Raw genomic sequence first — 19,587 nt, 5'->3', positions numbered from 1 at the left:
GCAGCTTCACCGGCCTCATCGCTGGCAAGCCAGCTCCCACAGAATCTCCGCTGCTCACACAATCCCTGTGGGAGCGGGCTTGCCCGCGATGAGGCCAGTCTGTGCACTGCAAAACTCAGATCAGACCACCGCCGCCCGCCGCTGCACGAAACGGTCGACATACTCGTCCGCCGGCGAATGCAGGATCTCTTTCGGCGTGCCGACCTGGATCAGGCGGCCGTCCTTGAGGATCGCGATGCGGTTGCCGATGCGCACGGCCTCGTCGAGGTCGTGGGTGATGAAGACGATGGTCTTGTGCAGGGTCTTTTGCAGCTCCAGCAACTGGTCCTGCATCTCGGCGCGGATCAGCGGATCCAGCGCACTGAAGGCTTCGTCCATCAGGATGATGTCGGTATCCGCCGCCAATGCCCGGGCCAGACCCACACGCTGGCGCATGCCGCCGGAGAGCTGGTGCGGGTATTTGTTTTCGTAGCCCTTGAGGCCCACGGTGTTGATCCAGTGCAACGCACGTTCGGCGCACAGCTGCTTGCTCTCGCCGCGCACTTTCAGGCCGTAGGCGACGTTGTCGAGGACGGTCTTGTGCGGCAGCAGGCCGAAGCTCTGGAACACCATGCTGATCTTGTGCCGGCGAAATTCGCGCAGGGCTTCCATGTCGTATTGCAGGATGTCCACGCCGTCCACCAGGATCGCGCCGCTGGTCGGGTCGATCAGGCGGTTGAAGTGGCGCACCAGCGTCGATTTTCCGGAGCCGGACAGGCCCATGATCACGAAGATCTCGCCGGTACCGATGCTCAGGGACAAGTCGTTGACCCCGACCACGCAACCGGTTTCGTTCAGCACCTGATCCTTGGTCTTGCCCTGGCCGACCATCGCCAGGGCGTCCTTGGCGCGGTTGCCGAAAATCTTGAAGACGTTTTTGACTTCGATCTTGCTCACGGTTGCGTTGCTCATTTGCTCACCTCATGCCGTGGCCGACCATACGCCTGGGTAATGCGGTCGATGACCACTGCGAGAATCACGATCGCCAGACCGGCTTCCAGGCCACGTCCGACGTTGAGGGTCTGAATGCCCACCAGCACATCTTCACCCAGGCCACGGGCGCCGATCATCGAGGCGATCACCACCATCGACAGGGCCATCATGGTGGTCTGGTTGATCCCGGCCATGATGCTCGGCAGGGCCAGCGGCAGTTGCACGCCGAACAGTTGCTGCCAGCGGTTGGCGCCGAATGCGTTGATCGCTTCCATCACTTCACCATCGACCTGGCGGATGCCCAGATCGGTCAGGCGGATCAGCGGCGGCGCGGCGTAGATCACGGTGGCGAAAATCGCCGGCACCTTGCCCAGGCCGAACAGCATCAGCACCGGAATCAGGTACACGAAGCTGGGCATGGTCTGCATGATGTCGAGCAGCGGCATCAGCACCGAACGCAGGCGATTGCTGCGCGCCGAGAGAATCCCCAGCGGTACGCCGATCAGCACCGAAATGACCGTCGCCACCATCATCAGCGCGAGGGTCTGCATCAACTTGTCCCACAGGCCGACGGCGCCGACCAGGAACAACAGACCGACGATCACGGCGGTGGTCACGACTTTGCGCGTCGCATGCCAGGCCACGACGCCGACGATGGCCAGCATCAACCACCACGGCGCGGCGCGCAGCAGGCCTTCAAGATTGACGATGGCCCACAGCAGGGTGTCGGAGATATGGCGGAACACGTCGCCGTAATTGGTGACCAGCGCATCGACCCAACCGTTGACCCAGTCGGCGATGGAAAAGGTAAAGCTTTCGGGAAACATAAGCGGCTCTCAATCAGGAAACTCAATCAAGCGATTGCGGCGAACACCCCGGCCAGCCTCTCGGTTGGCCGGGAGGAATTCGACCTACAGCGCCGCGTCGATTTTCTTGGCAGCGTCTTCACTCACCCACGCATGCCAGACTTCAGGATGTTCCTTGAGGAAGATTTTCGCCAGTTTTGGCGACTCGATACGTTCCTTCGCCATGCGGCCCAGGTTCTGGTTCAGCAGGTCGATCGGCAGGTTGACCTTTTCCAGCACGGCCACCAGTTCCGGCGCTTGCTCGTGGAAGGTCTTGGACAGACCGACCTTGATGGTCACGGTCTTGTCGACGCCCGCTTTTTCTTCCAGTTTGACTGCGTCGATCTGGCCCATCAGCGGGGTTGGCGACCAGTAGTAGAACAGGATCGGCTCGCCACGCTTGTAGCTCGACAGCACCGCCGCATCCAGCGCCGGACCGGTGCCCGGGCGGAAGTTGGTGTAGCTGTTTTCCAGGCCGTAGCTTTTCAGCATTTCGCTGTTGTCCAGCTCGCAGGTCCAGCCGGCCGGGCAGTTGTAGAAGCGGCCCTTGGAAGGCTCTTCGGCGTCTTTGAAGATGGCGGCGTATTTGCCCAGGTCGGCGATGTTTTTCAGGTCCGGCGCCTTGGCTTCGAGTTTGCGTTTGGCGTCGCCTTCGATCACGTAACGCGGCACGTACCAGCCTTCGATCGCCCCCACCACCGGGGCGCCGACACCGACGACCTTGCCGGCCTTCTCGGCCTTGTTCCAGACCTCGCTGCGGCCAACCCATTCTTCGGCGAAGATCTGGATGTCGTTGCTGCTCAGGGCGTTTTCCATGGTGATGGAGTTGCCCGGCAGGCTGTCGGTCTTGCAGTCGTAACCTTTCTCCAGCACCACCTGCAGAACGTCGGTCAGCAGCATGCCGCTTTCCCAGTTCAGGCCGGCGAATTTCACCGGTTTGCCGGACTCGCACCAGCCAGCGGCCTGGGTCGCGCCGGCGCTGGCCAGCAGGCCCATGGAAAGCAAGGTGGTCAGCAGGGTCTTGTTCGATTTCATTGTTGTGACGCTCCTAATCATGAATTGGCTTACGGCAGTCAAGAGGCATCCAGCCCTGTCCACGTCCAAATCAGGCCTGCGCCGCAGCGCGACCGGCCCCGCTTGTTTTAGGTTGTACAACGCTGTCCTGCTCGACGGGCAGAATCAGTCGATCGGGTACGGTGCCGTGCCATTTTTTCGCGCAGACGTAGTACAGCGCTGCGGGCAGCACGAGACCGATGATCCACGAAATATCCACATCCCCCAGGGCCGCTACCAATGGACCGGTATAGAACTTGGTGGAAATGAACGGCAGTTGCACCAGCACCCCGAACACGTAAACGCTGATACCGAGGATGTTCCAGCGGCCGTAGCGACCGTTCGGATCCGCCAGCGCCGGTACGTCATAGCGCTCGCGGGTGATGCAGTAGTAGTCCACTAGGTTGATCGCGCTCCACGGCGTGAAAAACGCCAGCAGGAACAGGATGAAGGACTTGAACGCACCGAGGAATGAATGCTGGCCGAGCAGCGCGATCAGGGTCGCCGCGCCGACGATCACCAGCACGAACACCAGACGCTGCATGCGGGTAACCGTCAGGTGGCCACGGAAGCCGCTGATGATGGTCGCGATGCACATGAAGCTGCCGTAGGAGTTCAGGGTGGAGATGGTGACCTTGCCGAACGCGATGCTGAAATACAGCAGCGCGGCGGTGGCACCGGTCCCGCCCAGACCGACGATGTAAGCGACTTCATGACCGGCGAATTGCCCGTTGGCCGAAGCGGCCGCGAACACACCGAGGATCATCGCCACCTGCGCACCAATTACCGAACCGGCACCGGCGGCGAAGAAGGTTTTCACCGAAGACACCTTGCTCGGCAGGTAACGCGAGTAGTCCGCCACGTACGGGCCGAAAGCGATCTGCCAGGAGGCCGCGAGCGACACCGCCAGCAGGAAACTGCTCCAGCTGAAGTGACGGATTTCCAGAAGTGCGCCGACGTCCACCTGACTCATCAGACGGCTGAACAGGTAAACGAAAGCAATCACGCCAATGGCACTGGCGATGCGGCCGATCCAGTGAATCACCCGATAGCCGAGCACCGTGACCACCACGATGACGCTGGCGAAAAGCAGGATGCCGACGGTGTCGCTGACCCCGAACAACTGGCCCAGCGCCTGACCGGACAACACAGTCCCGGTGGCGGTGAAGCCGAGGTACATCAGGCACACCAGCACGATCGGAATCGCCGCGCCGTAAACGCCGAACTGCACCCGGCTGGAAATCATCTGCGGCAGGCCAAGCTTCGGCCCTTGCGCCGCGTGCAGCGCCATCACCCCGCCGCCCAGCAGTTGACCGATCAGCAGACCGATCAACGACCAGAACACATCGCCGCCCAGCACCACGGCCAGGGCCCCGGTGACAATCGCGGTGATTTGCAGGTTGGCACCCATCCACAGGGTGAACTGACTGAACAGACGACCGTGTCTTTCCGCTTCCGGGATGTAGTCGATCGAACGCCTTTCGATCAACGGTTTACTGCCTGCACGATCGGTGTTGCCCGCCATGATTCAACCTCTGTGGATTGTTCTGGTTATTGTTGTTGTGGCCCTGCGGGAGCGAGGGTGCCCGCTCCCGCAGATGTTCACTTGCCGGTGATCATCGGCAGGTTCAGCCCTTGTTCCTTGGCGCAGTCGATGGCGATCTGGTAACCGGCATCGGCGTGACGCATGACGCCGGTGCCCGGGTCGTTGTGCAGCACGCGAGCGATACGCTCGGCCGCTTCGTCAGTACCGTCGCAGACAATCACCATGCCCGAGTGCTGGGAGAAGCCCATGCCGACGCCGCCGCCGTGGTGCAGGGAAACCCAGGTCGCACCGCTCGCGGTGTTAAGCAGCGCGTTGAGCAGCGGCCAGTCGGAGACTGCATCGGAGCCGTCCTGCATCGATTCGGTTTCGCGGTTCGGGCTGGAGACCGAGCCGGAGTCGAGGTGGTCGCGACCGATCACGATCGGTGCCGACAGCTCGCCGCTGCGGACCATTTCGTTGAACGCCAGACCGAGCTTGGCGCGCAGGCCCAGGCCGACCCAGCAGATACGCGCCGGCAGACCCTGGAAGCTGATGCGCTCGCGGGCCATGTCCAGCCAGTTGTGCAGGTGGGCGTCGTCCGGGATCAGTTCTTTGACTTTCGCGTCGGTCTTGTAGATGTCCTGCGGGTCACCGGACAGCGCAGCCCAGCGGAACGGGCCGATGCCACGGCAGAACAGCGGACGGATGTAGGCCGGTACGAAGCCCGGGAAATCGAATGCGTTTTCGACTCCCTCTTCCTGAGCCATCTGACGGATGTTGTTGCCGTAGTCGAAGGTCGGCACGCCCATTTTCTGGAAGTCGAGCATGGCTTTGACGTGAACGGCCATCGATTGCTTGGCGGCCTTGACCACAGCGGCTGGCTCGGTCTTGGCGCGGGCGCGGTATTCGTCCCAGGTCCAGCCGGCCGGCAGGTAACCGTTGAGCGGGTCGTGGGCGCTGGTCTGATCGGTGACCATGTCCGGGCGCACGCCGCGCTTGACCAGTTCCGGAAGGATTTCAGCGGCGTTGCCGCACAGGGCGATGGAAACCGCCTTGCCTTCGGAGGTGTATTTGGCGATGCGGGCCAGCGCGTCGTCGAGGTCTTTGGCCTGCTCGTCGACGTAGCGGGTCTTGAGGCGGAAATCGATGCTGATCTGCTGGCATTCGATGTTCAGCGAGCAGGCACCGGCGAGGGTCGCGGCCAGTGGCTGGGCGCCGCCCATGCCGCCGAGGCCGGCGGTCAGTACCCATTTGCCGGTGAGGTTGTCGTTATAGTGCTGGCGACCGGCTTCAACGAAGGTTTCGTAGGTGCCCTGGACGATGCCCTGGCTGCCGATGTAGATCCAGCTGCCGGCGGTCATCTGGCCGTACATGGCCAAGCCTTTGGCGTCGAGTTCGTTGAAGTGTTCCCAGGTCGCCCAGTGTGGCACCAGGTTGGAGTTGGCGATCAGTACGCGCGGGGCGTTGCTGTGGGTCTTGAACACGCCGACCGGCTTGCCCGATTGCACCAGCAGGGTTTCGTCTTCGTTGAGGTTGGTCAGGCTCTCGACGATCTTGTCGTAGCACTCCCAGTTACGCGCAGCGCGACCGATGCCACCGTAGACCACCAGCTCTTTCGGATTCTCGGCGACTTCCGGGTCGAGGTTGTTCATCAGCATGCGCAGCGGCGCTTCGGTCAGCCAGCTCTTGGCGGTCAGCTTGTTGCCGCGGGCGGCACGGATTTCGACGTCACGAAACTTAGTGGTTTTGTTGTCAGTCACGAAAAAGACTCCTCAGCGATCAATTCAAACCAACCCTGGCAGTGGGCAAGCAGCCTGTGCGCATCAGTGCGCGACAAGCGAATCAGTGGACGCTGCGGAGAGTCTCGATCGACTCATACGCATACGTCTTTACTTGTACATACAAGCATATGCAATCAAGCGGCCAACTTGTTGGAGGGTCGTTCAACAAAAATCCCGGACAGGGCTGGAAAGCGCCTGAATCAAGGGCTCTGGCATTCATGAAATTTTTCGCGGGGTGGATTGAGGGTAGCGAGAGGTTGTTACGAAAGCGTGGTTTTGCGCCACACTGGGGCGTTCGGTAACAAGTTGGTGCGCATTTCGGGAACGTCGGGACGAAAAAAAACCGCTGCGTTCAAAGCAGCGGTTTTTGATCGTTCCCACACAGAGCGTGTGAAGGAATCAGCGTGAGGACAGTTCGATCACGCAGCAGCCGGCATTGACGGCAATCTCGGTCAGCCCGGTGTTACCGTCCAGTTGCAGGCAGTCATGGCGGCCGAGTTGCGAGGCGCTGTCACCGACCGTGACCTCCAGCAGTTCACTGACGCTGAAGACCAGCACGGTGCTCGCCGAACTGAAAAACCGCTGTTCGCCGTCCAGCCATTGCAGGCGTGCGCTGTAACGCTGGGGTGAGTAGATCAGGTTGAAGTCGCGGATTGCGCCACCGAGCAAGGTGCAGGACACCTGGCTCTCGCCGCTGAAGGCAAACGGGTCGAGGGGTAACAACGGCCGGGTATCGTCGCCATCGACACACAGGGTCATGCCGTCGCCCTGCAATACCGTGATCACTCGCTGGTAACCGGCGAAGGTCGAAAAGCCGCCGGATTCGGCGATGTCGGCAATCGACAGACGCCAGCCAAAACCGTCGAGACCGGCGCCGGCGTCACGGGTGATTTCCTCGGTGCTGCCGCCGCCGTTTTTCCACGGCATGCGCGGGTAGCCTTCGGCGCGTAATACCTTCAACTCTTTCATTTATGAAACCGACCTTCCAGACGATGACGAGAACCGGGGTGGATCAGGCGCGCCGCCGTCACCGGCTGACGACCCGACCACGTACGACGGCGGATCAGCAGGCACGGCTCGCCTTTTTCGATCTGCAGCAATTTGCATTCGGACGCTTCGGCAAGGATCGCTTCGACCACGTGCTCGCCTTCGGTCAGCGGCGCGACCTGGTTCAGATAGGCGTAAGGCGTTTGCAGGGTGAAGTCCTGCTTGAGGTATTCCGGGGCGACCAACGCGTTGACGAAACGGTCTTCGATCTGCACCGGAATGTCGTTTTCGTAATGCACGATCAGCGAGTGAAAGACCTTCTGCCCTTCGCGCATGTCCAGCGCCAGCGCACGTTCGGAACCGGCGGCCTCTTCTTCCAGTGTGATGACCTGACAGGTGTGGCGATGGCCACGGGAGGCGATTTCGTCCGCGATGTTGTGCACTTCGAACAGCGCCGACTGGCTCTTCGGTTCGGCGACAAAAGTGCCGACGCCTTGCATGCGCACCAGCAGACCGTCGGCGGTCATTTCCCGCAGCGCGCGGTTGATGGTCATGCGGCTGAAACCCAACTGGCTGACCAGCTCGCTTTCCGACGGCACGCGGTAATGCGGCGGCCAGTTACCGCTGTCGATCTGCTGGGTGATCATCTGTTTGACGCGGGCGTACAAGGGCGCCGGACTGTCGCCCATGTTCGCGGCCAACGGGGAGACTGGAGGCGGAGTCGGCACGGTGGATCCCTGTTCATTGGATGAAAGTTGCTAGCTTGCCGGAGTTTACCGGGCAGGCAAACGTCTGTATATGTATATACAAATAACACACGATGGGGTGCTGAACCATGTCCGCCTTCTTTGCCGAACGCGCGCTGCTGCCTAACGGATGGGCCAACAATGTACGTCTCGAGGTCAGCGCCGATGGCGTGTTGACCCGAATCCAGGCCGATTCCACTGCAGACGGCGCCGAGCGGTTGAGCGGTCCGCTGCTGCCGGGGATGCCGAATCTGCACTCCCACGCGTTTCAGCGAGCGATGGCGGGACTGGCGGAAGTGGCCGGCAATCCCAACGACAGTTTCTGGACCTGGCGCGATCTGATGTACCGGCTCGTCGGAAAAATCAGCCCCGACCAGCTCGGTGTGATTGCCCGTCAGCTGTACATCGAAATGCTCAAGGCCGGTTACACCTCGGTCGCCGAATTCCATTACGTCCACCACGATCACAACGGCCAGCCTTACGCCGACCCGGCCGAACTGGCGTTACGCATCAGCCAGGCGGCCAGCTCCGCCGGTATCGGTCTGACATTGCTGCCCGTGCTCTACAGCCACAGCGGTTTCGGCGGCCAGACGCCGAACGAAGGCCAGCGCCGTTTCATCAACAGCACCGAAAATTACCTGAAACTGCAATCACGTCTGCAACCACTGCTGGCACAGGAGAAGGCGCAGTCGCTGGGCCTGTGTTTCCACTCGTTGCGCGCAGTCACGCCTCAGCAGATCAGCGAAGTGCTGGCGGCCAGCGACGAGCAATGCCCGGTGCACATCCACATCGCCGAGCAGCAGAAGGAAGTCGATGACTGCCTGAGCTGGAGCGGTCGTCGTCCGCTGCAATGGCTGTACGAAAACACCGAAGTCGATCAGCGCTGGTGCCTGGTGCACGCGACCCACGCCAATCCGGAAGAAGTCACGCTGATGGCCAAAAGTCGCGCCATCGCCGGCCTGTGCCTGACCACCGAGGCCAACCTCGGCGACGGGATTTTCCCGGCGGTGGATTTCCTGGCTCAGGGCGGGCGCATGGGCATCGGCTCCGACAGCCATGTGTCGTTGAGCGTGGTAGAGGAATTGCGTTGGCTGGAATACGGCCAGCGTCTGCGCGATCAACGGCGCAATCGCTTGTATGGCGCGGATCAGCCGATGGTCGGCCGTACGCTGTATGACGCGGCACTGGACGGTGGCGCTCAGGCGCTGGGCCAGCCAATCGGTGCGCTGGAAGTTGGCAAACGTGCCGACTGGATTGTGCTCGATGGCAGCGATCCCTATCTGGCCACGGCCAGCGGTGACGGGATTCTCAATCGCTGGCTGTTTGCCGGTGGCGATCGTCAGGTGCGCGACGTGCTGGTCAACGGTCAGTGGGTCGTGCGCGAGGGGCGACATGCCGGGGAGGAGGACAGCAATCGCGCCTTTACCCAGGTCCTGCGAGACCTTTTGGGCTGACACAAAAAAACCTGTGGGATTGTCCTCCACAGGTTTTTTTTCACCTCTGTTACTGATCGTTCCCACGCTCTGCGTGGGAATGCAGCCCGGGACGCTCCGCGTCCCAAAGAGCGGACGCAGAGCGTCCATTGAGGCATTCCCACGCGGAGCGTGGGAACGATCAGAACAGGAGAAGTCAGTTGGACGTCTTGGCCATCTGCTGATCCGACGTGCGCCAGATCAGACGCGTGGTGTCGTAACCCTGCTGACGCGCCTTGCTCAGCAGTTCCTCACGCACCACACCGTTGACGGTCGGCGTGCGGGACAACAGCCACAGGTAGCGACGACTCGGGTCGCCCACGAGGGCGGTCTTGTAGTCATCGCTGACGTACAGCACCCAGTATTGACCCTTCGCCACACCCGGAATCAGACGCGAGAACCAGGTATCAAATTCGACCCACAGCTTGTCGGTCTTGCCCGGCACCTGTGGATAAGCCGTGCCTTTGACTTCTTCCCACGTCCAGTCCGCCGTCAGGCAGCGGTTGTACACCGCGATATTACCGTCGGGCTTGAGGGAGTAACGGGCTTCGGATTGCGCGCAATTGCGCTGGAAATACATCGGCAGACGCGCCAGTTCGTACCAGGTGCCCTGGTAACGCTTGAGATTGACACTGTTGACCGTCTTCGGCGCCAGCGGATCTTCACCGGACGTGGCGCAGCCGGCCAATACCAGGCCGGCCAAAAGGACAAGCAATAACCGCTTCATTGTTTTTCTCCCGTGGGCGCGTAGCCCCGGTTTACTTCAGGCCTTGGCCGGAAAACATCAGCACTTTGTCACCGGCATACTGCACGCTGATAAAGCTGTTCTTGTCGCCCCAGGTGCAACTGGACATGCCGAGCGCGCCCGAGCAATCGGTGGGCTTGCCAAGCAGCGTCTCCACTTCGGCCTTGGCCATGCCGGCCGAGAGCTTCGAATAGTTTTCCTGATTGACCTTGCTGCATGCGGCCAACAGCACGCAAAACGACAGAAGGGCGATAGATCGCAGCGACATGGTGTAACTCCTGGAACGGAAGGGGGATGGCATGGCGCCAACCAGAAGCTTAGAAGAGAAAACCCCTGTCTGGTTCCCTGGGAGGATGGCTATTTGTTAGCCCGCTCGTCCGTCTTTCGCCGGTAAATCAGACAGTTTGTAAGGCTATCGAGCATTTCGTCGCTTTTAGCAAAAAGCGCCTAATCTTTGGCGCGCGGCGGTCGAAATAAGAGCAGCGCAAAGCCCCAGAGTGTGGCAAATTGCCGCCCTTTCTTGACCAGCCCCTTCGCGGTAGCTCACTTAATGACCAGAAACATGAAATTCAGCCACAAGATCTTGTTGGCTGCCGCCCTCGTGGTGGCCGTTGCGTTCGCCTGTTTCATTTTGTTCAACGACTATCGCCAGCGCGAAGCCCTGCAAAGCAGCACCGAAGCGTCGATGCAGGAACTGGGCAGCCTGACCACCAGCAACATCCAGACCTGGCTGGAAAGCCGCATCCAGTTGCTGCAATCGATGGCGCAACAGGTTGTCGCCGACGGCAACGCCCCGGCCAGCCTGAAACGCATCATCGACCTGCCCGCCTACACCGGCAATTTCCAGCTCAGCTACTTCGGCGGCGCCGACGGCGTGATGTTCTCGGTCCCGGCCGGCAACCGCGCGCCGGATTACGATCCGCGCGCCCGTGGCTGGTACAAGGCGGCTAACGCTGCGCAACAGACCATCGTCACCGAACCGTACATCGCCGCCTCGTCGGGCAAACTGGTGATCACCGTCGCCACCCCGGTGCAGCGCCAGGGCCAGATGATCGGTGTGGCCGGCGCCGACATTGACCTGTCGAGCGTCAGTGCGATCATCAACTCGCTGAACTTCGGCGGCCATGGCCACGCGTTCATCGTCGGTGCCGACGGCAAAATCCTGATCCACCCGGACAGCAAGCTGGTGCTCAAGACCCTGGCCGAGGCCTACCCCAACGGCGCGCCGAAAGTCAGCCCGGGTCTGAAAGAAGTCGAGTTCGACGGCAAGACCCAACTGATCTCCTTCACCCGCGTCAACGGCGTGCCGTCGGCCGACTGGTACGTGGCGCTGGTGCTGGACAAGGACACCGCGTTCTCGATGCTCAGCGAATTTCGCACCTCGGCGCTGATCGCCATGGTCATTGCGGTAGTGATCATCATCGCCCTGCTCGGCATGCTGATCCGCGTGCTGATGCAGCCGCTGCTGACCATGGGCCGCGCCATGCACGACATCGCCGAAGGCGAAGGTGACCTGACCAAACGCTTGACCATCCACGGCCACGATGAATTTGGTGCGCTGGGGCTGTCGTTCAACCGTTTCGTCGAGCGCATCCACACCTCGATCCGCGAAGTCTCCTCGGCCACCGGCCAGGTCAACGAAGTCGCCCTGCGCGTGGTCGCGGCGTCCAACTCGTCGATGTTCAACTCCGACCAGCAGGCCTCGCGCACCAACAGCGTGGCCGCCGCGATCAACCAGCTCGGCGCCGCCGCCCAGGAAATCGCCCAGAACGCTGCCCTCGCCTCGCAACACTCAAGCGACGCGCGCAGCCTGGCCGAAGACGGCCAGCAGGTGGTGGATAAAACCATCCACGCGATGCAGCAACTGTCGGCGAAGATCAGCGACTCCTGCGGCAACATCGAAACCCTGAACAGCAACACCGTGAACATCGGGCAGATTCTGGAAGTGATCACCAGCATCTCCCAGCAGACCAACCTGCTGGCCCTCAACGCCGCCATCGAAGCGGCCCGTGCCGGCGAGGCCGGTCGTGGTTTCGCCGTGGTCGCCGACGAAGTCCGCAACCTGGCGCACCGCACCCAGGATTCGGCGCAGCAAGTGCAGAAGATGATCGAAGAACTGCAAGTCGGCGCACGTCAGGCGGTCGGCATCATGACCGAGAGTCAGCGCGAGAGCGAAAGCAGCGTCGGCATCGCCAACCAGGCCGGCGAACGTCTGGGCAGCGTGACCCAGCGCATCGGCGAGATCGACGGCATGAACCAGTCGGTGGCGACGGCGACGGAAGAGCAGACGGCGGTGGTCGAGTCGATCAACGTCGATATCAACGAGATCAACACGCTGAACCAGGAAGGCGTGGAGAACTTGCAGGCGACGTTGCGGGCTTGTGCGGATCTGGAGCAGCAGGCTGCTCGGCTGAAGCAGTTGGTGGGTAGCTTCAGAATCTGAAGATCAAGAGCTTACCCCCTCATCGGAACGCCGCCCGCCCATCCCTCTCCCCCAAGGGGGCGAGGGGAAAGGGAGCCGATCTCTGTCGCTTTCCAGACCTGAGTTCAACTCGGTATTTCAAGTCAGCGTAACTCGAACATCCAACTCGGTCAGTCCCCTCTCCCTCCGGGAGAGGGTTAGGGTGAGGGCCGGTTTTTCAGGTTGCCGAAAATCGCCCTAAAACCGCGAACCCGGCTCTTTCAAAAACTTCAGTTCCTCAACCGTAGACTCCCGCCCCAACACCGCATTGCGATGCGGAAACCGTCCAAACCGCGCAATCACCTTCTGATGCCGCTCGGCATAATCAAGGTTGTCGGCAAACACCCCGCGCTCCGCCTCCGGCTGCTCAGCCACCAGATCAATGAATCGCGAGACGGCTTCATTCTGCACTGCGAGGTTTTCGCAATGTTCGAAGACGAGGTAGATGAAGAGTCGCTGGATCGGTTTCAACTGCCGATCGAAGTCTGCTGCAATCCCCTGAGCGACCAGTTTCTGGGCCCGTAGATCACCGGAAAAAGCCTTGGGCGTATCGCGAAAGATCATTCGCGGGAGTTGGTCGAGCAACAGCACCAGCGCCAGCCAACCTTCGGGACGTTGCGTCCACTCGGTCAATTCGCCAGCGAGAGCCTGATCGACAAAGACCCCGAAACGCTCACGCGCTTCGAGGTCCTGGCTGTCTTTCTTGCCGAACCACAACTTGCCCTGTTGCGCCGAAACCTCAGTAGCTGATTCAGCATGACCGAACCACCAATCGAGCAACGGCTGCCAGGGCGCGTTCATGGTTTATTCCTTGTGGTAGGCCGTAGCGCGGGCGACTTCTTCTTTCGAGCCGAGGAACACCGCTACGCGCTGGTGCAGGCCTTCAGGCTTGATGTCGAGGATGCGCTGGTGACCGTCGGTGGAAGCGCCGCCCGCCTGTTCCACCAGGAACGACATCGGGTTGGCTTCGTACATCAGGCGCAGTTTGCCTGGCTTGGACGGCTCGCGGCTGTCGCGCGGGTACATGAACAGACCGCCACGGGTCAGGATGCGGTGCACGTCGGCAACCATCGCCGCGACCCAGCGCATGTTGTAGTTCTTTTTCAGCGGGCCTTCTTCACCGGCCAGCAGTTCCGAAACGTAGCGTTGTACCGGGGCTTCCCAGTGACGCTGGTTGGACATGTTGATGGCGAATTCCTGGGTGGTTTCAGGAATGGTGATGTCTTCGTGGGTCAGCACGAAGCTGCCCATTTCGCGGTCCAGCGTGAAGCCTTTGACGCCGTCGCCCAGGGTCAGCACCAGCATGGTCTGCGGGCCGTAAATGGCGTAACCGGCGGCAACTTGCTGAGTGCCTGGCTGCAGAAAGGCCTTCTCATTCAGAGGCTCGTTCTGGCTCAGGTATTCGTTCGGGCAACGCAGCACGGAGAAGATGGTGCCGACCGGGGCATTGATGTCGATGTTCGACGAACCGTCCAGCGGATCGAATACCAGCAGGTAGGCGCCTTTCGGGTATTTGCCCGGGATCTGGTAGGCATTGTCCATTTCTTCGGACGCCATGCCGGCCAGGTGACCGCCCCACTCGTTGGCTTCGAGCAGGATTTCGTTCGACAGCACGTCGAGCTTCTTCTGCACTTCGCCTTGCACGTTTTCCGTGCCCATGCTGCCCAGAACACCGCCCAGGGCGCCTTTGGACACGGCGTGGCTGATCTCTTTACAGGCACGCGCCACCACTTCGATCAGGAAACGCAGATCGGCAGGAGTGTTGTTGCTGCGGGTCTGCTCAATCAAATAGCGACTCAGGGTAACGCGGGACATGGACGGCTCCGGTGGAATGGGGGGCTAAAAACCCGCGCAGTTTACAGGGAGTCTGAAACCGTAGCGAGCAATGACGCCGGTAACGTGCGTCGGGTGCAATTCCTGCTATCAGACGTGATCGAACCGAGAGAGTTCAGGCACCGGATTCAGCGTAGTTGGAAACCCGACGGGTGTAGAGGCCACACCCGTCATATTCACGATTTGGCCGGCGGCTTGCGCAGCAGACTGAAGGCCATTGCTGCAAGAAACAGCACACTGAGCAGCAACACCGCCCACAGGCCGAACTTCTTCCAGTTGGTGTCCGCCGTGGCCGAGGTGGTGGCCGTCGAAGTCCGGGTCGCCAGCGCGTCGCCCTGCACCGTGGCCTTGCCCAATGTGGCCAGTTTCTCCGGTTTGAAATCGGGGATCAGCGTGGTCAGCGGCAGGTTCGCCGTCTTCACGGTCGGATTGCCCAGCGCCAGGCTGTACGGCCCGTCACCCCGGGCGAGGAAGATAACCTGAGTGGCGCGCACCGCGTATTTCACGCTCGGCGCCTGCTCGCCTAGACCGCCGCCCCGTTCGTCGACCGTCAGTTTCAACTGCTGCACGGTCTGCCCGTACAGCTGCAATTCGTTCTGCACCACGTCCTGGCCGTTCTGGGTCAGGCGATAGAGCAAGCCGCTGCTCAGCGCTTGCCACGGCAGACTGCTGTCGCGACGCCCCGACAACGTCACCGGCGCCAGGCTGTTGGCCTGTTTCAGTTCGACCTGCACCCGCTCGATGTTCAGCCCCATCGGCAGCTGCCAAGTGTATTCACCGGGCTTGCCGCTGCTGCCTGCCAGCGCCGGGGACCAGACCAGCGGCAGCGGAAGATTGCGCGGGTCGCTGCTTTTCAGTTGTGCCGACGTCAGGACCGGCGCCGAGGCCGGCGAATCCCACAACAGACGCAGATACCGCGCCGATTGCCCCGGCAGCGCCACTTCATGTTGCTCGACCCGTTCGTCGGCAAAGGTCAGGCGCGCGACCTGGCCTTCGCCCCAGGCCTGCCAGTGCTGCAAATCATCGCTGGCCTCGATGCTGAAACGCTGGAAGCCGTCGCGCTCGCTGGTCCAGTCGAGGATCAGTTGCTGCAACGGCGCTTTGATAGCACTGGCGTCGAGCAGCCAGCCACGCAGCACTTCCTCGCCCGCTTCCAGTTGGCTGGACGGCTGCACTTCCACCAGCGTACCGGTGGTGGTGGATTGCACGCGTACGCTTGGCGCACGCTCGGTGGCATCCGCCGAGTTGTACAGCGGGAACCACTTCACCTCATGCAACTGACCGTCGTCGCGGGTCTGGGCTGATTCCCGGGCCAGCGCATAGGCCTGCGGTTCTCCGGCGGCGTTGAACACTCGCAGGTCGCTGAGATCAGTCTGGCGCGCCTGCAACTGCACGCTCAGCGGCAGTTCGAGGCGATACCAAGGGCCGGAACCACTGACCGCCAACGGCACCTGCGCGGCGAAGTCCGCCGGTTTTTCCTGGGCGCCGGCCGTCATGGCCACGCCCAGCAACAGCCACCCGAGATTAAGCTTGCGACTCAAGACGACACTCCTTCGGTTTCCGGGGCCGGTTTGTCCGCCGCCGGTACAGCTTCGACGCGTTTGGGCGGCAGCGGCGCAAAATAGCCCACAACCAGCAGCAACACGCCGACGCCGATGAACGAGACAATCCGGGCCAGTCCGCCACGATTGCTCAATTCGACAAAAATCAGTTTGGCCACCACCAGCGCAATCAGCGCCGCGCCGATCAGCCACACTTCGCGGCGATGACGCAGGTGCCCGCCGATCATCAGACCCAGCGCCATCAGCGTCCAGACGATGGACAGACCGGCCTGCACCAGCATCGATTCGAGCAGCAGATCGAGCTCGAACGGAATCCCCGCCCAATGGTGCGCGGCGCGGGTGACCAGCGCAGTGCAGAACGCAAACAGCGAAACGCCGGCAATCAGTTGCGTCGCATAAGCCGCGTAGTCCTGGCGGATCGACAGCTCGACCACGGCGCTACGCGACCAGACGTAGACACCGAACAACGCAAACAGCAGACCCAATTCCAGCGGGTTGAGCAGCGGCACATAAGGCAGCGGCTCGGCATTGCCATCGCTGACGCCATTGGCCAGCCAGAACCAGACCAGCATCAGCACCGCCAGCGGCGCCGCCGCGTACAGGCGATATTCACGAGGGAACGCTGCCACCGGCCATGGCCATTGACGCGGTGCAGCCATCAGCAACAGATACACGCTCGGCAGAATCGCCCAGCCCAGCCAGCGCCAGGCGTTGTATTGCTCGGACAACAGCAGCAGGCCGTAGCGCAATTCCAGCGCCAGCACGCCGATCAGCAGCCAGCAACCGAGCACATGGGCCGTGCTCAAAGATCGCGCCGGCAACATCGGCGCCAGACGCCGCAGGCTGATGAAATGCACAACGAACACCGCCGCCCACGCCAGCCAGCCGAAATCCGCCGCCGGGTGATAACGCGAGTGCCACGCGCCGAGCAACACCAGCCCGGCTGCCGGAATCAGCACGGTGCAGAGCAACCCGAGCGACGGCCACTTCAGACGCAAGACCAACAACGTCCACAACGCGACGCTCAGCGCGGCGACCAGCAGCAACAGCGTCGCTTGCAGATTCAGCGGCGCAAACCGCATCACTTCGCTGAACCACGCCAGCGCCCACCAACCGGCGCCCCACACCAGCAACACTTCGGACAGGCGATGCAGGCTCAGCACATCGAACGCCGAGGCGTGATTGCCCAGTTGCAGGCGCCACGCTCCGATCATCGCCGCCAGGCCCAGCACCAGTGGCGTCCAGAATCCGCCATGGGCCAGCGGTCGCAGACCTTCGCTGGACAGCGGCCCGAGCAACTCGGGGCCGGCCAGCAAAAACGCTGCGCCACCGATCAGTTGCAAGAGCAGACCGAAGACAAAACTCACGCGCTGCTTGAGGTACAGACTGAGCCAGATGATCAGCAAGCCACTGGCCGCCCACACCGCGCTCGCGGTCTGCCACGGCAGCACGAACAACACCGCCAGATTGATCAGCACCAGACCTGCCAGCAGCACCACCGACAACCCGCGCAGCAGACGAACATCGCTGTGCACCATCTCGTCGCGCGCCGCCAGCAGCATGCCGGCGATCAACGCCAGACCGATCAACGAGGCGCTGAGCAAACCGCTCCAGCCGGCGCTGAACACGGCCGCCGAATCCTCGCCCGCCCCTTGCAGGCGCAACAGGAATAACGCCCCGCCAAGCAACTGCACGGCAAACGCGGTGAACAAGAACGTGCGCGATTGCAGGCGCAAGCCGACGAACAAGGTCGCCAGCCCGGCCAATGCCCAACTGATCGCCGTGCCGTGGGTGAAGAAAAACAGCGGCGCCAGCAGATACAGGAAGGTCAGCCCCAGACTCGCCAGCACTGGCAGCCCTTGGCGCTCCCACGGCGAGGTTTGCTCCGGCAACGCCTTGCGCAATTGGTAGAAGCTGAACAGCAACGCCGCGCCGAGCATCAATGCGCCCAGAGGCGCTCCGTCGAGCAGGCTGCTTTCGCCGACACGTAACTGGCTGAGAAACGCCAGCGCCGAACCGAGTTGCAGCAGTAATGCGAAGGCCCGGGCCAAGGGCCGTTGCTGACGCAAGCCCAGCCAGAAAATCCCCGCACCCTCCACCGCCCAGGCCGCGGACGTCCAGCGCGCATCCAGCCCCAGCGGAATCGCCAGGCTGGCGAAAATCACCCCGAGCGCCAGGCAAGTCTCGCCCAGCAACATCGCCCGACCGCCCATCAGCACTTTGGCCAGGGCCATGTAGATCATGCCCAGCGCCAGCGCACTGAACGCGGCAGCGAATTCAAGATGCTGGACCAGCGCGAATTGCAGGCCGAAACCCACCAGCGGCGGACCGAACAGCATCGTGCCGTCGACGTAATCGCCCTTGCGCGCCGACCAATGCAGCAGCGCCTGGCGATCGTCATCCGCCGGGGCGTCCGGCATGTCCAGCAACTTGCGCCGGGCGAACAGCAGGCCGATGGCCAGATACATCAGGAAGAACAGAATCAGGAACGGTTCGGTGCTCCACAGCAGTTCCGGCGTGTACGAACGCAGGCCCCAGGCGAAACCGATGCCGAAGGTGCCAACGAAGCCGATCAGGTTGAGCAGGCGCCAGGCCTTGAACCAGGCGATGGCCAGGATGCCGGCGTTGAGCAGCGCGAAATAACTGAATAGCGCGACGTGGTTGCCGGCGCCGGTGGAGGTCAGGATCGGCGCGGCGAAACCGCCCAGTGCGGCGACGCAGGCCAGGGCCAGGGAATCCTGGGTGATGGCCAGAATGGCCGAAAACACCGTCACCGCCACCAGCAAGCCCAGCGCAGCAGACGGATCGAGCAGCGGGTGCAGACGCATCGCCGCAAACACCGTCAGGTACAGCACCGCGATCCCGGTGCCTTGCAGCATCAAGGCGTAGCTGTTGTTGCGATGGCGCAACCACCAGCCCAGCGCCAGCAAGCCCAGCGCTGCCGCTGCGACCCCGGCGTAACGCAATTCGATCGGCACCACCATGCCTTCGGTGGCGTAGCGCAGCAGGAACGCCAGACCGAAGAACAACAGCACCACACCGACCCGCAGCACGGTATTGCCACCGAACAGCCAGTTGCGCGCAGCGCTGATGCCGCGTTCGATAAGGTTCGGGCCACGAGGTTCGGCGGGTTGTCGGGGTTCAGGTTCAGGCGTAACGGCGTCCAGACGCCAGACATCGACCGGCAGCGGCTGACCGGGTTCGCTGGCGGCGACGGCGACAGGTTCGAGTTCGGGTGGCAGTTCCCAGACCAGCTCGGGTTCTGCGGCAGCGGGTTGTTCAAATACCGTGACGGGTTCAACGATCGTTTCGCTGGCCGGCGCGACACTCGGCGGCGCTGGCGAATGCGCCGGAGCGCCCTCCAGCAGAAACAGACGCTGTTCGACGCCCTGCAACGCAATCTTCGCGTGATCCAGCTGACGCTGTTGCTCGGCAGCCTGCGAACCGAGCCGGGCAATCCGCATCGCCTGGCCGATGGCAAGCCCGAGCAAGGCGCCCAACAGCGCATCGCTGAACGACTCGTCGAGCAGCCAGCCGAGCAGCAGCCCGATCAACATGAACATCCATTGCATGGTCGATATCCCTGAGCAGCCCCGTGGCGGGGC

At 62.1% G+C, this 19,587-nt stretch carries 15 protein-coding genes; 2 read left to right on the top strand and 13 right to left on the bottom strand.

The annotated features are described in order from the left end of the window. Positions 1-120: 120 nt before the first annotated feature. The 7 genes from CAF74_RS11155 to hutC form a co-directional block, all read right to left on the bottom strand. Positions 121-951: a glycine betaine/L-proline ABC transporter ATP-binding protein gene (locus CAF74_RS11155; RefSeq protein ID WP_052266509.1), complete on the bottom strand. Its 831-nt coding sequence runs from the start codon at positions 949-951 to the stop codon at positions 121-123. Beyond that, on the bottom strand, positions 948-1,799 hold the full coding sequence (locus CAF74_RS11150) for a proline/glycine betaine ABC transporter permease (protein WP_007952475.1): 852 nt from the start codon (positions 1,797-1,799) through the stop codon (positions 948-950). The genes CAF74_RS11155 and CAF74_RS11150 overlap by 4 nt, the downstream gene beginning before the upstream one ends. 84 nt (positions 1,800-1,883) lie before the next feature. Beyond that, positions 1,884-2,852 carry an ABC transporter substrate-binding protein gene (locus CAF74_RS11145; RefSeq protein WP_085746394.1) on the bottom strand — a complete coding sequence of 323 codons (969 nt, stop codon included), beginning with the start codon at positions 2,850-2,852 and terminating at the stop codon, positions 1,884-1,886. 70 nt (positions 2,853-2,922) lie between these two features. Further along, the gene (locus tag CAF74_RS11140) at positions 2,923-4,395 is read right to left on the bottom strand and encodes a cytosine permease (RefSeq protein ID WP_074689534.1); all 1,473 of its coding nucleotides are present in this window, start codon (positions 4,393-4,395) and stop codon (positions 2,923-2,925) included. Between the two features lie 77 nt (positions 4,396-4,472). Further along, a complete protein-coding gene (gene hutU, locus CAF74_RS11135) occupies positions 4,473-6,155 on the bottom strand; it encodes a urocanate hydratase (RefSeq protein ID WP_039764719.1) in 1,683 nt (560 codons plus the stop codon). 420 nt (positions 6,156-6,575) lie between these two features. After that, the gene (locus CAF74_RS11130) at positions 6,576-7,145 is read right to left on the bottom strand and encodes a HutD family protein (protein WP_085746393.1); all 570 of its coding nucleotides are present in this window, start codon (positions 7,143-7,145) and stop codon (positions 6,576-6,578) included. Further along, the gene (gene hutC / locus CAF74_RS11125) at positions 7,142-7,852 is read right to left on the bottom strand and encodes a histidine utilization repressor (RefSeq protein WP_170844914.1); all 711 of its coding nucleotides are present in this window, start codon (positions 7,850-7,852) and stop codon (positions 7,142-7,144) included. Before hutC ends, CAF74_RS11130 begins: the two co-directional genes overlap by 4 nt. A gap of 146 nt (positions 7,853-7,998) precedes the next feature. On the opposite strand from hutC, the gene CAF74_RS11120 reads away from it, so the two are divergent. Next, a complete protein-coding gene (locus CAF74_RS11120; protein WP_085746392.1) occupies positions 7,999-9,363 on the top strand; it encodes a formimidoylglutamate deiminase in 1,365 nt (454 codons plus the stop codon). Positions 9,364-9,538: 175 nt separating this feature from the next. Here CAF74_RS11120 and CAF74_RS11115 read toward each other — a convergent pair whose 3' ends face one another. Both CAF74_RS11115 and CAF74_RS11110 read right to left on the bottom strand, forming a co-directional pair. Further along, positions 9,539-10,108 carry a lipocalin family protein gene (locus tag CAF74_RS11115; RefSeq protein WP_085746391.1) on the bottom strand — a complete coding sequence of 190 codons (570 nt, stop codon included), beginning with the start codon at positions 10,106-10,108 and terminating at the stop codon, positions 9,539-9,541. Positions 10,109-10,139: 31 nt separating this feature from the next. Beyond that, positions 10,140-10,394, bottom strand: a complete 255-nt coding sequence (locus tag CAF74_RS11110; RefSeq protein WP_007952486.1) for a hypothetical protein — start codon at positions 10,392-10,394, stop codon at positions 10,140-10,142. 282 nt (positions 10,395-10,676) lie between these two features. Between CAF74_RS11110 and CAF74_RS11105 the strand changes: the two genes are divergently transcribed. Beyond that, on the top strand, positions 10,677-12,569 hold the full coding sequence (locus tag CAF74_RS11105; RefSeq protein ID WP_203546252.1) for a methyl-accepting chemotaxis protein: 1,893 nt from the start codon (positions 10,677-10,679) through the stop codon (positions 12,567-12,569). Positions 12,570-12,785: 216 nt separating this feature from the next. Here the strand turns inward: CAF74_RS11105 and CAF74_RS11100 are convergent, their stop codons facing one another. From CAF74_RS11100 to CAF74_RS11085, 4 genes are all read right to left on the bottom strand, one after another. After that, on the bottom strand, positions 12,786-13,388 hold the full coding sequence (locus tag CAF74_RS11100) for a DUF924 family protein (protein ID WP_085746389.1): 603 nt from the start codon (positions 13,386-13,388) through the stop codon (positions 12,786-12,788). 3 nt (positions 13,389-13,391) lie between these two features. After that, the gene (locus tag CAF74_RS11095) at positions 13,392-14,402 is read right to left on the bottom strand and encodes a class 1 fructose-bisphosphatase (RefSeq protein ID WP_064585553.1); all 1,011 of its coding nucleotides are present in this window, start codon (positions 14,400-14,402) and stop codon (positions 13,392-13,394) included. A gap of 194 nt (positions 14,403-14,596) precedes the next feature. After that, entirely contained in the window at positions 14,597-15,961 is a 1,365-nt protein-coding gene (locus tag CAF74_RS11090) for a DUF3999 domain-containing protein (protein ID WP_085746388.1), read from the bottom strand. After that, positions 15,958-19,554, bottom strand: coding sequence for a DUF2339 domain-containing protein (locus CAF74_RS11085; protein ID WP_085746387.1), 3,597 nt, complete (start codon positions 19,552-19,554; stop codon positions 15,958-15,960). Before CAF74_RS11085 ends, CAF74_RS11090 begins: the two co-directional genes overlap by 4 nt. Between the last annotated feature and the right edge of the window lie 33 nt (positions 19,555-19,587).

The sequence above is a fragment of the Pseudomonas sp. R45(2017) genome (assembly GCF_002112305.1).
Lineage (GTDB): Bacteria > Pseudomonadota > Gammaproteobacteria > Pseudomonadales > Pseudomonadaceae > Aquipseudomonas > Aquipseudomonas paraglycinae.
Note: the sequence above shows the minus strand (reverse complement) of the source record. Positions and strands in the feature narration are given on the sequence as shown.

What these genes read in the sequence shown, in the direction of transcription:
- CAF74_RS11105 (WP_203546252.1), top strand. Translation starts at nt 10,677, where the DNA reads ATGACCAGAAACATGAAATTCAGCCACAAGATCTTGTTGGCTGCCGCC.
- CAF74_RS11115 (WP_085746391.1), bottom strand. Translation starts at nt 10,108, where the DNA reads ATGAAGCGGTTATTGCTTGTCCTTTTGGCCGGCCTGGTATTGGCCGGC.
- hutC (WP_170844914.1), bottom strand. Translation starts at nt 7,852, where the DNA reads ATGGGCGACAGTCCGGCGCCCTTGTACGCCCGCGTCAAACAGATGATC.
- CAF74_RS11155 (WP_052266509.1), bottom strand. Translation starts at nt 951, where the DNA reads ATGAGCAACGCAACCGTGAGCAAGATCGAAGTCAAAAACGTCTTCAAG.
- CAF74_RS11130 (WP_085746393.1), bottom strand. Translation starts at nt 7,145, where the DNA reads ATGAAAGAGTTGAAGGTATTACGCGCCGAAGGCTACCCGCGCATGCCG.
- CAF74_RS11145 (WP_085746394.1), bottom strand. Translation starts at nt 2,852, where the DNA reads ATGAAATCGAACAAGACCCTGCTGACCACCTTGCTTTCCATGGGCCTG.
- CAF74_RS11095 (WP_064585553.1), bottom strand. Translation starts at nt 14,402, where the DNA reads ATGTCCCGCGTTACCCTGAGTCGCTATTTGATTGAGCAGACCCGCAGC.
- CAF74_RS11085 (WP_085746387.1), bottom strand. Translation starts at nt 19,554, where the DNA reads ATGCAATGGATGTTCATGTTGATCGGGCTGCTGCTCGGCTGGCTGCTC.
- CAF74_RS11150 (WP_007952475.1), bottom strand. Translation starts at nt 1,799, where the DNA reads ATGTTTCCCGAAAGCTTTACCTTTTCCATCGCCGACTGGGTCAACGGT.
- CAF74_RS11120 (WP_085746392.1), top strand. Translation starts at nt 7,999, where the DNA reads ATGTCCGCCTTCTTTGCCGAACGCGCGCTGCTGCCTAACGGATGGGCC.
- CAF74_RS11110 (WP_007952486.1), bottom strand. Translation starts at nt 10,394, where the DNA reads ATGTCGCTGCGATCTATCGCCCTTCTGTCGTTTTGCGTGCTGTTGGCC.
- CAF74_RS11140 (WP_074689534.1), bottom strand. Translation starts at nt 4,395, where the DNA reads ATGGCGGGCAACACCGATCGTGCAGGCAGTAAACCGTTGATCGAAAGG.
- CAF74_RS11100 (WP_085746389.1), bottom strand. Translation starts at nt 13,388, where the DNA reads ATGAACGCGCCCTGGCAGCCGTTGCTCGATTGGTGGTTCGGTCATGCT.